This window comes from Vibrio sp. KUL70 (assembly GCF_059725515.1).
Genome location: NZ_AP045834.1, coordinates 1,492,394 through 1,506,738, shown reverse-complemented (window position 1 = coordinate 1,506,738; position 14,345 = coordinate 1,492,394). Strand labels below are relative to the sequence as shown.

The window sequence follows — 14,345 nt, the reverse complement described above, 5'->3', positions numbered from 1 at the left end:
TGCGGGTTATTATCCATAACACTCCCCCTACAAACCGTGATAGATGACAAACTTATTCTGTGATTGAGTCCGTTTGAACAAGTTGTCAGCACATAAGGTGTCAAGCTTAGAGTGACATCTCATTTTCACAATAATCGATATAAGCCGTTAAGCTTGGCTTTGTTTGGTCCGACTTATAGCGGGTTTTACTTAGCATGTAGCTCTCTCTAAACGCTTCAAACCACATTTGTAGTGTTTTTGATCCCTGCTCTTCACCAGCTTGCTTCAATACCAAACTCGCCACTTCTGCCGTTGATAAGTGCTGCTCATTATCCGATTTTCGCATCATGTATTGCGATACTGATTCTGGTTCAATAGATAACACGGGTAAATGTTGTAAATACTCAGAGCGACGGAAAATACGACGAGCTTCGCGCCAACTACCATCAATAAAGATCAGCAGTAGTGTTTTGTTTGAATCACGCATCGCAGGTAGATTTTTAACCACACGACTTTTATCGTCCGTATAGTCTTCAGGAAACACGACCACGGGTTGATATTTTTCGTCTTTTAAGACAGCAAGCATCTCTGGATTTGGCTCAGTTCTATGCCAAAGGTATACATGGCTGTCTTTGACGGTGTCTACAATGAGTCGACCCGTATTACTCGGTTTAAGAACTTCGTTATCAGATAAGATCAACATAGTCGCGACATTGGTTTCAATATCAGGTTGATGCTCGCAGATACAGTGACCTTGTTCGATCTTACAATATTCGCAGCGAACCACCTTACAGCCTCGCGCTTTAAAAGGTCGAGTAGAGAGGGACAAACGATGTTGATAAAGGTGGTGAAAAGCGTGAATTCTCATGGTGTTTAACGATAGCTCTAGAAAAGTGGTGCGATTGTACTTAGAGTGAATGGATAATGATAGAAGGAATTCCTATGCAAGACCCCTCTTTGCTTCGCCTTGCCTGCTTTGTCACCGCGTTTGTCGGCTGTGCTTTATGGGAAGCGTATTCTCCACGTAAGCAGCTTACCCAGAGCAAATGGTTCCGCTGGAGTAACAATTTTGCCCTAGTGGCGCTCAATAGCGTGTTACTCGCCACTTTGATACCGATAGCTGCGTTCCAATCTGCGCTTATCGCCGAACAAAACCAGTGGGGTTTGTTCAACCAAGTTTCGCTTCCAACACCTCTGGTCGTGATACTTTGCGTTTTGTTGTTGGACTGCGCTATTTACCTGCAACATCTGGTATTTCATCGAATCCCAGTACTATGGCGTTTGCACCGTGTCCATCATGCTGATTTGGATATTGATGTCACCACCGGAACACGTTTCCACCCTATTGAGATGATTCTCTCCATGCTGATTAAGATCGGCTTGGTGATGCTACTCGGCGTCCCCGCTTTGGCTGTTGTTATCTTTGAAATCGTTTTGAATGTAAGCGCAATGTTTAACCACAGCAATGCCAAACTGCCTCTTAGAATAGATAGAGTTTTGCGGAAATGGATAGTAACTCCAGACATGCATCGCGTTCACCACTCTGTGATCGTTAAAGAGACCCACTCTAACTTCGGTTTCTTTCTCTCTGTCTGGGACAGGTGGTTCAAAACCTATCGCGCTCAGCCTCGACTTGGTCACGATAAGGTTCAGATAGGCGTTCCTGAAATCCAAGATGGTAAAGAGCAACGTCTCGATAAAATGTTGCGTCAACCTTTCATCAAACAGAACTAGGTCACAACGAGTGTAGATGTAAAAAAAGGCCGATTATCCTATCGATAGTCGGCCCTTTTTCTATTTAACTTTGTTGATGAACTTTAGCTCAAAACATACTTATGCAACATCGCTTGTTGGTGCCCTGCGATATCCGCGACCTGCTCAGAACTTTCGATCATCGACTCCAATTGCATCTTGGTGTTTTCCCCTTGCTCAGAGACTCGGGTGATGGATTGTGTCACATCTACCGTCGCACGCGCCTGTTCTTCAGTCGCGACCATGATCTGCTCAACCCGCCCTTTAATTTGAGCAACCGCCACTTCAATCTTCTCAAATGCTTGTTTAACGTCACTGCTCGTTTGAAGTGCGTTAGCCATTTCACTGCGAGATTCAATAACGGACTCTTTAGAGCGATCAGCGGCTGCGACCAGTTCCGTCATCATATTGCGGATGTTGGTCGTTTGTTGAGAGGTGTCACTTGCCAGCTTACGAACTTCGTCGGCAACGACCGCAAAGCCTCGACCTTGCTCACCCGCTCTCGCCGCTTCAATTGCCGCATTGAGCGCCAGCAAATTTGTATTCTCAGCGATACCACTGATCATATCCACCATTTCACGAATCTCTTTCACGCGGTTATCCAGTGCGCTCATCGACTCTTCATTAACGCTCAGTGTCTTCTCAAGTGCATGCAGCCGTTGTTGGTTCAAGCCGACTACTTGACTGCCGTTAACTGATTCAGTCTCAGCCGTTTGCGCATCATCATTTGACGCATTCGAGATTCGTGCAATTTCGCTGATCGACGCCTCTAATTGAGTAATCGTCGTAATCATGTTTTGCAACGAATCATTTTGCGCATCCAAACTTTGGTTGGTCTGCTCCGCTGCATCATGACTTACCTCGGCAGTTTGATAGAGGGTTTCACAATTGCGTGTCACTGATCTAACCGATTCTGCTGTTGATTCAACCACAAGGTTGAGTTTTGAGGTAATAACTTGCAGCTCGTACGGGCCTTTAGGCTGCGACTTCTTAGAAAAATCATGCTCAGCCAATAGCGCTAGGTGTTGCTTGATGTTTTTAAGCCCATCGTTAACCCAACGTTGAAGTACCAATCCAGAAATCAATATGATCATAGTAATTACTGTACCGCTAATAAGTAATACTCTATCAATGTTACTGATCGTGCTATTTACTACCGACTCGCTTTCATCGATCAGGAGTGATGCTTCTTCGGATAAAGTATTGAGGCTTAGAATCACTCGGTTTGCTGTTGCCATCACTTGGGCAAGTTCTTGCTTTTGTTCTTCTACCAATGTGAGTCTGGCGAGTATATTTTTAATGATTCCCTGCTCTTTAAATCCATCTGACACCATCTGATAAGCGGCAACGAGGCTTGTGAAGTCTTTCACATCTGGGTGCCACTCAGCAAAGTCATCATAAGCGAGTTCCATGCCTGCCAAACGGTTACGTAACTGTCGGTACTCCGATTGTGCTTTATCCATATCTTCATGCATCATCAACATCAAGAACGCACTTTCCATTGCGCTAACACTCGACACAAAACGGTTCGCTGCGTCCGTTGACTCAGGGTTACCCTCTGCTAAAAATGAGCTAATACGGCTCATTTCTGGCCCTGCAGAGCTTACGCCATAACGAAACGACTCTACCTGCTTATCGATAACATTCTGCTTATCTTGAATGTCTATCTGCATCGTCAACACCTTCGATGTCATAGTTTGCAGCTTTTCCATGTTTGTGACTAAGGTTTCTTTGTCTTGAACAGATATGGCATCAGGGAAATGACCGGCAATAACGAGTAGGTCCTGAAGCATCCTATTCGATTCATCAGCCAACTTTTGTATCGATGATTTCGTCGAATTAAGATCATTGAGATCGGAAGATTGAGTGCTATAACCCAATAATTTAACTTGCTCTAGGACATTTTGTGTCAACTTGGCATTATTGAGTGCAAGCGGTAATACTTGTTCTGAGAGCGTATCAAAGTAGCCGCCAACTCGATCGACTCCTTTGATGCTGACCATCGACAAAAAGACAACAAGCAATAAAATCACACAGAAAATACTGCTTACGGTTTGTATAAGAGAGAAAGTGAAACGAGCAGGTTGATTAGTTACATTTTTATCAGGCATTGTTATTCCGATTTAGGTACGGTGTGTGGCATCCTTTCTAAGATCGGTATAGTAAGTTTCATTTATGACACTTATATTTCATATATTTTTCAGAAGAGTTACAGATTGCTATTAATTCAAAGAGTTATATTAATTTCCGTCGTACTTGGTGTTCTAGGGTGCTCATCATCGCCCGATTTCAACGCTCCTAGACTCAATAACCAGACGCTATCGCCCCAAGAGAAGCGAACGACACAGGCTTACATGAGCGTGTATAAAGAGTGGCAAGGGGTTCCCTATCGCTTTGGTGGCACGTCTTATAACGGTGTAGATTGTTCGGCATTCGTTCAGATAGCGGTACTCAATGCGACACAGCAGGCGTTACCAAGAACAACGCTCGATCAAAGTAAACAAGGCGTTGAGATAGCTTACGAGCAAGCTAAGAGTGGTGATTTGGTGTTTTTCAAAACGTCACCAAAGGTAAGACATGTAGGCGTTTATCTGGGCAATAAACAGTTCTTACATGCATCGACGTCTAAGGGTGTGATTATCTCTAGATTAGATAACCCTTACTGGGCTTCATCATTTTGGCATTTTAGACGACTCTAATCGAGCCATCAGGGTTTGAGAAGTGAGTATCGGCGAACGTCAATTGAACAATCCGCCAATCACTCAAAGTGAGTTTAGCGTTAATCGTATTTAGCTACCGCTGTATCAAACAGGTTTTTCACCAGAGCGATATACTCGTCTAGGAAAACGATTTGTTCGTTGGTTGCTTTCTTAGACCAAACACCGGCCAACACCTCACCTAGGTCAGCAACGACAGCATCTGCTTCTTTGAGCAGCTGGAACCTGACACTGGCATGCAATTCTGGATTCTGTTCAAAAATCGCCATGATGTTCGTTGAGATCATGTCTGTAACGATATCTTCAACACTCTCTGTGCCTGTATCACCTTTGCCACTTGTAAATACATCCAAATTAAACGACAAGTGTTCAATCAAAGCTAAATAACCATCGGTTTCTACAACCACAATACATCTCCGTTTAAGCTCAATGGTAAATTCATCACTACGATAACCTACAATACTAGGCGAACTCTCAGTATTGTCATTAACTAATTGTTTGATTTCCTAATAAAGCATTCGACCTTAGGTCTAAATGCTCAAAATTAACTCAGAAGTAGATCCCATACTTCCTGAAATGAGGAAGTACAGTGCACTTTAGATCAAACCAAACTTTCATCTATCATCGCGACTTGACTCATTAAAACACAGTTTTTTAAGTCACATATTGATTTATGCAAATGATTAGGAGCTCTTAAAGCATTCTCGATTATAGACCGTCTCAATTGTGAGATTGATTCCATTTTGGATGTTTATAGGACGACGTTTAAGATTGGGGCTAAAGGTCACAATTCTTGTAATTGCTCGGCTTGAGAACAAATAACAGCTTAGAACATTGACGCATACATCGATAAATCATCGAAATTTATCCTAGACTATTGCATATACCCATGTTCTTTGAGGATTTCCTATGTGGCAGGCCATTTCTCAACAACTTTCAGACACACTTCTCTTTAACTTCCCTATCACCGAGCGCGTTAAGGTATCTGGTGGCAATATTAATGATTGCTATATGATCACCGATGGTAACGAGCGTTACTTCGTAAAAGTAAACCAAAAAGAGTTTATTCATAAGTTTGAAGTTGAAGCCGAAAATCTAAGATTGTTACGAAATACCTCCACAGTTTATGTCCCAGAACTGGTACTTATCGGCACCACCAAAGAGAGCGCTTTTATTATCCTCAACTATTTGCCAACCAAACCGTTAGATACTGGTAACAACGGCTTTGATTTTGGTGTTTCGCTCGCCAAGCTTCACCTTTGGGGAGAACAGAAAGAGTTTGGTTGCGACCAAGATAATTACATCGGTAGTACTCTTCAGCCCAACCCCTGGCATAAAAAATGGGGTCGTTTTTTCTCTGAGCAACGGATTGGTTTTCAGTTGCAACTCCTTAAAGAGAAAGGGGTTGAGTTTGGTGATATCGATGAGATCGTGGATGTCGTAAACACCAAGTTAGCTGGTCACAATCCAACGCCCTCTCTATTGCATGGCGACCTTTGGCATGGCAACGTAGCAACGTCGGCGTTTGGTCCTATCTGCTACGACCCCGCGTGTTACTGGGGTGACCGTGAGTGTGATATTGCGATGTCGGAATTGTTTGGTGGTTTCCCACCAGAATTTTACCAAGGCTATCAGAGCGTCGCGCCGCTCGACGTTGACTATAATATGCGAAAAGACCTGTATAACTTGTACCATCTTCTCAATCATTGCAATCAGTTTGGCGGTAGTTATCTAGAACAAACAGAAGCACATGTTCAGAAGATTCTGGCTGTTTAAGTTGCTGTAAGGAGAATCGATCATGAATAACTACACGGAAAAGTACGTTTCTTGCCCTCACTGCGGGCACTCTATTGGCATCACCCTGGACGCTTCAAACGGAAGCCAAGACTTTTATGATGACTGCCCTGCTTGTTGCCACGCTATTCATTTAGACATGCAAGTCGATGAAGTGAGGAATACCATCAATTTATCTATTGATGCTGACGACGAACAAGTATTTTAGCGCGCGACAAGGCTGATGAGTTAATTAAAACAAAGAGCACGTGATGACGTGCTCTTTTTGATTCTATTGTCTTGAATTTGTTTGACTAAATTATACCAATCAAAAATTCTAACGCAGTTATCGAGCGTTTTAACAAGCTAGGGTGAGCAATTATTTACTACGATTGGTATTATCTTTTTTGATTCGCCAATACACGTTCGACTGTGTCGACAATGGCTTGTGTCTGCGGGTCAAACTCAATATTTACTTGGTCACCCACTTGTCGCCTACCAAACAGGGTGCGATTGAGTGTTTCTGGAATTAGATGTACCGAGAAACGATTCTCCTCTACTTCCCCTATGGTGAGTGAGCAGCCATCAATACCAATGTAACCCTTACTCAATACGTATTTCATGGATTCTTGAGGCAACTCAAACCAAATTGTGCGGTTGTTTTCGGTCTTAATGACATCAACGATGTCTGCTACGAGCGTAATATGTCCTGACATACTGTGGCCGCCAATCTCATCACCAAACTTTGCCGCACGTTCAACATTAACCAAATCGCCTTTATTCAGACGACCAAGATTTGTCAGCCTTAAAGTGGCTTGCATCAAATCAAAAGAGACTTGAGTTCCGTTGATTTTCGTGACCGTTAAACAGCATCCGTTATGAGCCACAGAAGCACCAATTGTCAGACCTTCGACCATATCGTCACTCAGCTCAATAACATGAGTTTGGAACATCTCTTTCTTTTCTATAGCAACTAAGGTCGCCATGCCTTGCACGATACCTGTAAACATAATATTTCCGTTTTGTGTCGTCACATCACAGTTTTTCATAGCAGTTGTAGTGACATTTCTTTATTATTCGCCCAGTGGCGCATTACGGTCAGTATCTCTGATTCAATCTAAATGTCCATCCCTAAGTATCTAATCTTATTATCTTATAGCTGGAGCCCTTTGTGCATCGTTACAAAACAGAAGCCTCAAACTTAATAAAACTCGCGACACCGGTACTCATAGCCTCTGTTGCCCAAACTGGTATGGGTTTTGTCGATACCGTCATGGCCGGTGGTGTTAGTGCTATTGATATGGCTGCGGTATCTATCGCTGCCAGCATTTGGTTACCATCTATTCTGTTCGGTGTTGGACTGTTAATGGCTCTGGTTCCTGTGGTTGCACAACTGAATGGTTCAGGTCGCCAACAAAAAATCTCGTTCGAGATTCAGCAAGGCGCGGTGATGGCTCTGCTTATCTCAGTACCCATAATTGGGGTGCTATTTCAAACTCAGGGTATACTCAATTTAATGGACGTCGAACCGCTAATGGCAGCAAAGACCAATGGTTACATGCATGCGGTGATGTATGCTGTACCTGCATTTTTGCTATTTCAGACGCTTCGTAGCTTCACAGATGGTATGTCATTAACAAAGCCTGCGATGGTGATCGGCTTTATCGGCTTGTTGCTCAACATCCCTCTTAACTGGATGTTTGTATACGGTAAGTTAGGTGCCCCAGCTCTGGGTGGTGTTGGTTGTGGTGTTGCTACAGCCATCGTTTATTGGGTGATGTTCGCCCTACTTCTTGGCTATGTAATAACATCAAATCGCCTAGCTAAGATCGACTTATTCGGTCAGTTCCATAAGCCTCAGTTAAAAGCTCAGGTGCGCCTGTTTAAACTCGGATTCCCTGTTGCAGCCGCGCTGTTTTTTGAAGTCACGCTATTTGCCGTTGTTGCGCTATTGGTTGCGCCATTAGGCCCAATGATTGTTGCTGCTCACCAAGTTGCCATTAACTTCTCGTCTTTGGTGTTCATGTTACCAATGAGTGTGGGCGCAGCGGTTAGTATTCGTGTTGGCCACAAGCTTGGTGAGAACAATACTGAAGGCGCAAAAATCGCAACCCATGTGGGAATCTTAGTTGGATTAGTCATGTCTCTTGGAACGGCATTTATTACCATTTTATTCAGAGAGCAAATCGCTCTTCTCTATACAGAGAACCAAGCGGTTATTACCATTGCGATGCAACTGCTTGTGTTTGCTGCGGTTTATCAATGTACCGATGCGATTCAAGTTATCGCTGCAGGAGCACTTCGTGGCTACAAAGATATGCGCTCTATTTTCAATCGCACGTTCATCGCGTATTGGATTTTAGGCTTGCCACTTGGTTACATTCTAGGCATGACAGATTGGATCGTTGAGCCAATGGGAGCACACGGTTTCTGGATAGGCTTCATTATCGGCCTCTCTTCTGCCGCGCTATTGCTTGGTATGAGATTGCGCTGGATGCATAAACAAGAAGACACCATTCAACTGGCTTTCAGCGAACGCTAGTTCCCAAACTTTCTACTTCCAAAAGACAAAGAGCCCTGTATCAAGGGCTCTTTTAGTATTCAGCTTTCTCTCTGATGAAACGGGCAAATTTAGGTTTGCCATTTTGTGTATATCCATTGTAGCGGAACGTAATTCGACTACCGATTGGTGGCGGGTCTAATCGCATCTCATCAGTGAATCCAGTACCAATATAAAATTGAATGCCTTTCTCAGTGTGAACTAAGAGTGATCCCATCATTCCTGAATATTTCCCTGTTCCACTCTTGTAACCCACAACAATCGCTTCCGCATCGTGGTGTCGTTTCAGTTTGAGCAGATCGTTACTGCGTCCAGCTTGGTAACGACTGGTAATTTTTCGCAGCATGATCCCCTCACCCTTTTGATTATCAATATTATCCAGCTGCTTGTAGAGCGTGGCTTCACTCTCTATTGGATAGTGCTCTACATAGTGAATATGTTTTCGATTTATCCGTTTCACCCAGTCAATAATGTTGTAATAACGTTTTTGATAGTCACCAGCAGCACCGGGCATATCAAACAGCATAAACTTAATCTGGCTCCAAGCTTTGTCTACTGGGGTGGTATCGAGAACGGTCGACTGAACAATATGAAAACGATCTCTTCCTGCCCATAGCTCCCCTTCTAAACGTACCTTTGGTAATGGATTTGTAAACCAAGCAGGTGCATAAATACGATTGCCGTTGCGAGTATGTAGATGTTCTCCATCCCAAATAGCACGCACACCGTCAAGCTTTTCACTCTGCCAATACTCATTGATATCGATGTGTTGATCATAATGGCTTGCTAACATGACTTGATAAGTTGGTTGGATGTTTGCACTACTGTGGGCTGAAAAAAGCAATAACGTAGCAATCGTCAATTTGTTTAGTGTCATCATCATTCCAAGATTAAGCGTCATATCCTCATTTAAAAACGCCTCGCCTCAAGTTTCACCGATGGTATGGCTTCGATGCGACACACTCACCAAAACTATAGTCACCGCTGTCTCATTTTCATTTTGTATGTGTTGTAACCCCCATAAAGCCCACTCTTTTTCATTCTCATATTGAGAAAACGCTGTTTCCTATTCTGAGAAACCCAACAAAATCAAAATAAGCAATTGAAAATTAACAAAAATAAAACTGGCACAGAGTCTGCTAGGTATAAGGAAACAAAAAAGAAAAGTAACAGCTTCAAGGAGAGACATCATGGAATTACGTAAAGTCGAACTAAACAATTCAACGCTAACGCTATCAATCTTCGGTGACCTAGACGCTTCCGGCAGTCGCAAAGCACAACCTGGTATTGATGACGTCATTACTAACGACCTACACCCTGAGGTAGAAATCGATTTTAGCCACGTGAAATTTTTAGATTCTTCAGGTGTCGGTGCCATCGTTTACATGTTCAAACGTCTGACGGAACGAGAGCGTAATATGCGTCTAGAAAATGTATCCGGCCAACCGCTGGAAATTATGAACCTGCTTCGCATCGGTCATGCCATCCCGGTTAATTCAAAAAAGGCAGCGAATTCATAAAGTTCCGCTAAGCTAAAGATGTACATAATTATAATAAAAACTCAAAGGACGTTGGCATGAATAAATGGACTCATTACATAGCCCTTCCCCTGTCTGCCCTTGTTGTGGGTTGCAGTAGCTATCCAGAACATGGCACAGGCGGCTTGGCAGAAAGCTATGATTCAATTAATTATCAGAATTCTGATTTTTCACCTGTAATGCCTGATGAGCCTCTCGGCCCTGAACATGGGTTAAGATTTGACTGGCAGCTAGCAAAACTTCACTTGGACTCGCTTATTCAAGAAGGCGCCCGTTGGTGTTTTCCCGCAGCTGTTGTTCAAGCAATAGAGAAACAAAATCGTATCGCACGTGAGCTTCAAGGCGGACTTCTTCTCGATGCCGCTAATGACCTCGTGATTCAGCGTAAACGTCTTAACGACCTAGAGAACCGCTTAGACTATGTCACATCTCAAGCCCGTTGTGAGCCGCCTAAGAATGAATCCCAATTTAGACTACAACTTTCGATCATTGAACAACTTTACGACCTACTCAATGTCGACAACCAATTTGCCCATAACTCTACCGAAGTAAACCCGAAGTACATGGGGCACTTAGCTGAAGCGAGTACCATTTTAAAGGACCACCCGACGCTAGATTTGATCGTTACCGGTCATGCTGATGCTACGGGTACTGAAGAGTACAATGACAAATTAGCCCTTGGCCGCGCAAAACAAGTGGAACGTTACCTCACTATTTTTGGTTTAAGCCCAACTCGTATCAAAACAGTATCTGTAGGTGAAACCGTGCCTCTTTTCGAAGGCGAATCTGCTGGGACTCGTTTGACTAATCGCCGAGTGAGTATTGAGATTGTCTCTCCTGACAACGCAGAAATGATGGGAGGTTCACTATGAAAACCCTAATCATCGCTCTAATGTGTTTTTTAGCTCTTGCTATTGTACCTGCATATGCAGAAGACGAATTCAGTGATGCTGTTCAGGTTGGTGACCTCATCCAGGTTAACGTGCCCGGCGAGGAGACCTTAAATCGTGGTTTTCAAGTCGACAAACGAGGCCGTATTACTCTACCTGAGGTGGGTGCAGTGTTTGTTGCCGGTTACGACAGCGAACAATTACAGAAAGTGGTTATCGATGCGTTGAGCACGACTTATCGCGATTTATCGACGGCTACCGTATTTATCAAAGAGCAGCAGATTCTAATTTCGGTTCAAGGCTATGTTGAACAGCCTGGAGAATACACACTCTCACTGGGTTCAAGCGTTCAAATGGCACTTTATGCTGCTGGAGGCTTAAGAGCAGGCGCGCAATTAGATAAACTGATTCTTAAACGCGGCGCTGATAGAAAAGAGTTTAACTACAAACGTTTTCTCGATACTGGTGATGACTCTCAGCTACCTGAACTGCAATCCCTTGACTCAATCTTCGTACCCGCATCTCCATTGGTCGGTAATATCGAGCAAGAGTTTGACGCAGCCAAACTTGCTAACTCGGGTGACAGTGCAGATTCTCGTAATGCAATCAAAGTATTCGGTGAAGTTAACGCGCCAGGCTCTTTTGCCTACAAAGAAAATACCGACCTTGTTGATGTGATCATGCGATCAGGAGGTGTAACGCGTTACGCAGGTGTCGAACAGATTCGTGTTATCTCGAATAACACACCGACGCTTTTCAATTTAAAACGTTATTTAGATACAGGTGATGATTCACTGCTTCCAGTGCTACGTCCGGGGTCAACAATCTTCGTTCCAAAACAAGAAGTAGAGATAAAATCGGGTGCGAACACGGTGTACGTGATGGGTGAAGTCGCTGAACCGGGCGCTTACGATGGCAAAAAAGGTGCAACCTTTATGGACATTTTGGCCAATGCTGGTGGCCCGACTCGATTTGCAGAATCACGCCAGATAAGAGTGATCAAAGCCAGTGGTCAGGTTCTTAAATTCGACTTAACCGCTTACACTGAAGGCTTGCGCGGCGTGAAGCCACCAGCAATCCAGCCGGGTGATGCTATCTTTGTCCCTGAAAAAACCGATATGAATGAGAAATCTTGGCTCAAGATCTCACCCGACCGCGCTGTCAATGTAATTGGTGAAGTGGTTCGTCCAGGACGCATCGAGTGGTCCGACGAAATGGATCTTATGGATCTTCTTGCCCACGTTGGCGGTCCAACTCTTCGTGCAGATACCACCAAAATTGAAGTCGTAAACGGACGCAAGCTTACGGTTTTCGATTTAGATGCTTACATCAAAAACGGCGCGCCACGTGAAGACCTGCCTTTCATTCGTGCTGGTGCTATTGTACGTATCCACGATTTGCCGCAAGACCCATCAGACAACAAATCACAATGGGTTCGTCAAAGCTCGGATGCATCAATCTACGTATTTGGGCAGGTAAATGCGCCGGGGCGTTACCGCTTCACTAAAGATATGCACTTCTTAGATATCTTGTCTGCAGCAGATGGCCCAACAAAAGACGCTGACATTCACAATATCCGCGTGACACACAGAGACAAGCCTTATGCGAAAGTAAGTAAACTGAACCTATCGCTTTACTTTGAAACTGGTGATGAATCTATCCTACCTCGAGTAACTACTGGCGATACGATTTACATCCCAGAAAAAGACAAAAACTGGCTGGATACATCAAAAGAGTCAACGGTACGAGTGCTTGGTGCAGTCAACAAACCGGGTCGCTATGTGTTCAATGACAATATGACCATCCTTGACTTATTAGCTGAAGCCGCAGGGCCAACTGAGAACGCTTACTTAGAGAAGATTACTGTCGTCAACATGTCTTGTTGTCAGGGACAAGCACGTACATTCGACCTGATTAAGTTCAGCAAGACCGCGAATATCTATCACCTACCCGTCCTACGTGCCGGTGATACGATTTACATTCCAGACCGTAGTGAAAGCTTTATGGAAAAAGCACGTGTCACCTTAGATGACATTCTTCGCCTAACCACCACTATCGTATTAATTGGAGCATTATGATGACTATTTCCGCCACTCAAGCCGAAGTCGAGAAGCTCTACTTAACATCTGAGCTCAATGGCTACCGTTCAATATGCATTACTGCCTGCCAAAGCGGTGACGGCGTCACTTCAATTGCGTCTGCATTTGCAGAACGTTGCATGCTAGCAGGACACTCCACTCTGTATGTCGACCTGAATTTGTTCAATCCGGCGTTCCATGATTTAGAGCTGGTCAATCTTGAACAACAAGTTCAACTGATCGAGCATAAAGCGTCTCAAAGACTGTTTGTGGGCGTGCCTGCTCCTAAAGAAGCATCCGCTCAGTTGGCGTTTAAAGATCCAACGATGCTCAAAAACACGGTCGACCAGTGGTTAACCCAATATGATCGCGTAGTGATAGATACCTCCCCATTGCTGCAAATAAACAAAGGTAATATCCCCGCACAGTCCGTTGCAAATGCGTGCGACTCGACCTTATTAGTCATCGCTTATGGCGAGACCACGACCAGTCAGCTTGAACAAGCCAAACAGCTGTTATCGACAGATGGTATCCAATTGTCTGGTGCAATCATGAACATGAAACACTCGCCAAGTTTCACTCAAGAGTTAGTGCGACAGTTAAACAGAATGAAATTTATCCCTTCTAAATTGCGCACATCAATCAGCAATAAGCTTTCTCAAAATGAGTTCTTAAACTTGCCGATTTAGCCACAACTAGTGCAGTGATTTCATTTTAATTCGACTAATTTCGCAGAAAATCACTGCACTTAGACAAAAAAACCAACAAAAACACCACTTTAATCCTCAGTAGTGTGACTTAGATTAGCAATGCGCAATCAATTTATATCAAAAATGGAATTTATCCAGATATTCCCTAAACTTTTAAAAAGTGGTCAATTTTTGTGGATTCGTCATAAATACTGGGTACCACTCTTACTAATCTGTTCCTTGGTAAATCGAAAGGGACCAGCCCATGAGACGACCAAAGGATATGACTCGTCACATCAACACCACTTAGAACAGCTCAACCGCAAAACATGATCTTCAGTGTTCTTGTTGTAGAAGTTGTGAACTTTA

Annotated in this window: 14 protein-coding genes; 9 read left to right on the top strand and 5 right to left on the bottom strand. The window is 43.7% G+C overall.

The window, feature by feature from the left end:
• Positions 1 to 106 precede the first annotated feature (106 nt).
• Positions 107 to 847: a tRNA-uridine aminocarboxypropyltransferase gene (locus AC6I7V_RS06600; protein ID WP_498011598.1), complete on the bottom strand. Its 741-nt coding sequence runs from the start codon at positions 845 to 847 to the stop codon at positions 107 to 109.
• Between the two features lie 74 nt (positions 848 to 921).
• Here AC6I7V_RS06600 and AC6I7V_RS06595 point away from each other — a divergent pair, with 74 nt between their 5' ends.
• Positions 922 to 1,713 carry a sterol desaturase family protein gene (locus AC6I7V_RS06595; protein WP_498011597.1) on the top strand — a complete coding sequence of 264 codons (792 nt, stop codon included), beginning with the start codon at positions 922 to 924 and terminating at the stop codon, positions 1,711 to 1,713.
• 83 nt (positions 1,714 to 1,796) lie between these two features.
• Here the strand turns inward: AC6I7V_RS06595 and AC6I7V_RS06590 are convergent, their stop codons facing one another.
• Positions 1,797 to 3,842 carry a methyl-accepting chemotaxis protein gene (locus AC6I7V_RS06590; RefSeq protein ID WP_498011596.1) on the bottom strand — a complete coding sequence of 682 codons (2,046 nt, stop codon included), beginning with the start codon at positions 3,840 to 3,842 and terminating at the stop codon, positions 1,797 to 1,799.
• Positions 3,843 to 3,956: 114 nt separating this feature from the next.
• Between AC6I7V_RS06590 and AC6I7V_RS06585 the strand changes: the two genes are divergently transcribed.
• Positions 3,957 to 4,430: a C40 family peptidase gene (locus AC6I7V_RS06585; RefSeq protein ID WP_498011656.1), complete on the top strand. Its 474-nt coding sequence runs from the start codon at positions 3,957 to 3,959 to the stop codon at positions 4,428 to 4,430.
• A gap of 80 nt (positions 4,431 to 4,510) precedes the next feature.
• On the opposite strand, the gene AC6I7V_RS06580 is transcribed toward AC6I7V_RS06585, so the two are convergent.
• Positions 4,511 to 4,855, bottom strand: coding sequence for a DUF3802 family protein (locus AC6I7V_RS06580; RefSeq protein ID WP_255230764.1), 345 nt, complete (start codon positions 4,853 to 4,855; stop codon positions 4,511 to 4,513).
• Positions 4,856 to 5,357: 502 nt separating this feature from the next.
• Between AC6I7V_RS06580 and AC6I7V_RS06575 the strand changes: the two genes are divergently transcribed.
• Together AC6I7V_RS06575 and AC6I7V_RS06570 are read left to right on the top strand one after the other, a co-directional pair.
• A complete protein-coding gene (locus tag AC6I7V_RS06575) occupies positions 5,358 to 6,224 on the top strand; it encodes a fructosamine kinase family protein (protein ID WP_255230765.1) in 867 nt (288 codons plus the stop codon).
• Positions 6,225 to 6,246: 22 nt separating this feature from the next.
• Positions 6,247 to 6,450, top strand: a complete 204-nt coding sequence (locus AC6I7V_RS06570) for a CPXCG motif-containing cysteine-rich protein (RefSeq protein WP_255230766.1) — start codon at positions 6,247 to 6,249, stop codon at positions 6,448 to 6,450.
• A 169-nt stretch (positions 6,451 to 6,619) separates the two neighbouring features.
• Here AC6I7V_RS06570 and AC6I7V_RS06565 read toward each other — a convergent pair whose 3' ends face one another.
• Positions 6,620 to 7,231: a riboflavin synthase subunit alpha gene (locus AC6I7V_RS06565; RefSeq protein WP_498011595.1), complete on the bottom strand. Its 612-nt coding sequence runs from the start codon at positions 7,229 to 7,231 to the stop codon at positions 6,620 to 6,622.
• A 161-nt stretch (positions 7,232 to 7,392) separates the two neighbouring features.
• Between AC6I7V_RS06565 and AC6I7V_RS06560 the strand changes: the two genes are divergently transcribed.
• The gene (locus tag AC6I7V_RS06560; protein ID WP_498011594.1) at positions 7,393 to 8,763 is read left to right on the top strand and encodes an MATE family efflux transporter; all 1,371 of its coding nucleotides are present in this window, start codon (positions 7,393 to 7,395) and stop codon (positions 8,761 to 8,763) included.
• A gap of 52 nt (positions 8,764 to 8,815) precedes the next feature.
• Here AC6I7V_RS06560 and AC6I7V_RS06555 read toward each other — a convergent pair whose 3' ends face one another.
• Positions 8,816 to 9,658 carry a DNA ligase gene (locus tag AC6I7V_RS06555; protein WP_498011655.1) on the bottom strand — a complete coding sequence of 281 codons (843 nt, stop codon included), beginning with the start codon at positions 9,656 to 9,658 and terminating at the stop codon, positions 8,816 to 8,818.
• Between the two features lie 313 nt (positions 9,659 to 9,971).
• Here AC6I7V_RS06555 and AC6I7V_RS06550 point away from each other — a divergent pair, with 313 nt between their 5' ends.
• The 4 genes from AC6I7V_RS06550 to AC6I7V_RS06535 are packed head-to-tail and all read left to right on the top strand — an operon-like array spanning position 9,972 to position 13,976.
• Positions 9,972 to 10,301, top strand: coding sequence for an STAS domain-containing protein (locus AC6I7V_RS06550; protein ID WP_255230769.1), 330 nt, complete (start codon positions 9,972 to 9,974; stop codon positions 10,299 to 10,301).
• Positions 10,302 to 10,357: 56 nt separating this feature from the next.
• Positions 10,358 to 11,191 (top strand): OmpA family protein, encoded by an 834-nt coding sequence (locus tag AC6I7V_RS06545; RefSeq protein WP_498011593.1) that lies wholly within the window; start codon positions 10,358 to 10,360, stop codon positions 11,189 to 11,191.
• Positions 11,188 to 13,287 carry an SLBB domain-containing protein gene (locus AC6I7V_RS06540; RefSeq protein ID WP_255230771.1) on the top strand — a complete coding sequence of 700 codons (2,100 nt, stop codon included), beginning with the start codon at positions 11,188 to 11,190 and terminating at the stop codon, positions 13,285 to 13,287. The genes AC6I7V_RS06545 and AC6I7V_RS06540 overlap by 4 nt, the downstream gene beginning before the upstream one ends.
• The gene (locus AC6I7V_RS06535; protein ID WP_255231826.1) at positions 13,287 to 13,976 is read left to right on the top strand and encodes a P-loop NTPase family protein; all 690 of its coding nucleotides are present in this window, start codon (positions 13,287 to 13,289) and stop codon (positions 13,974 to 13,976) included. The genes AC6I7V_RS06540 and AC6I7V_RS06535 overlap by 1 nt, the downstream gene beginning before the upstream one ends.
• The last annotated feature ends 369 nt before the right edge of the window (positions 13,977 to 14,345 follow it).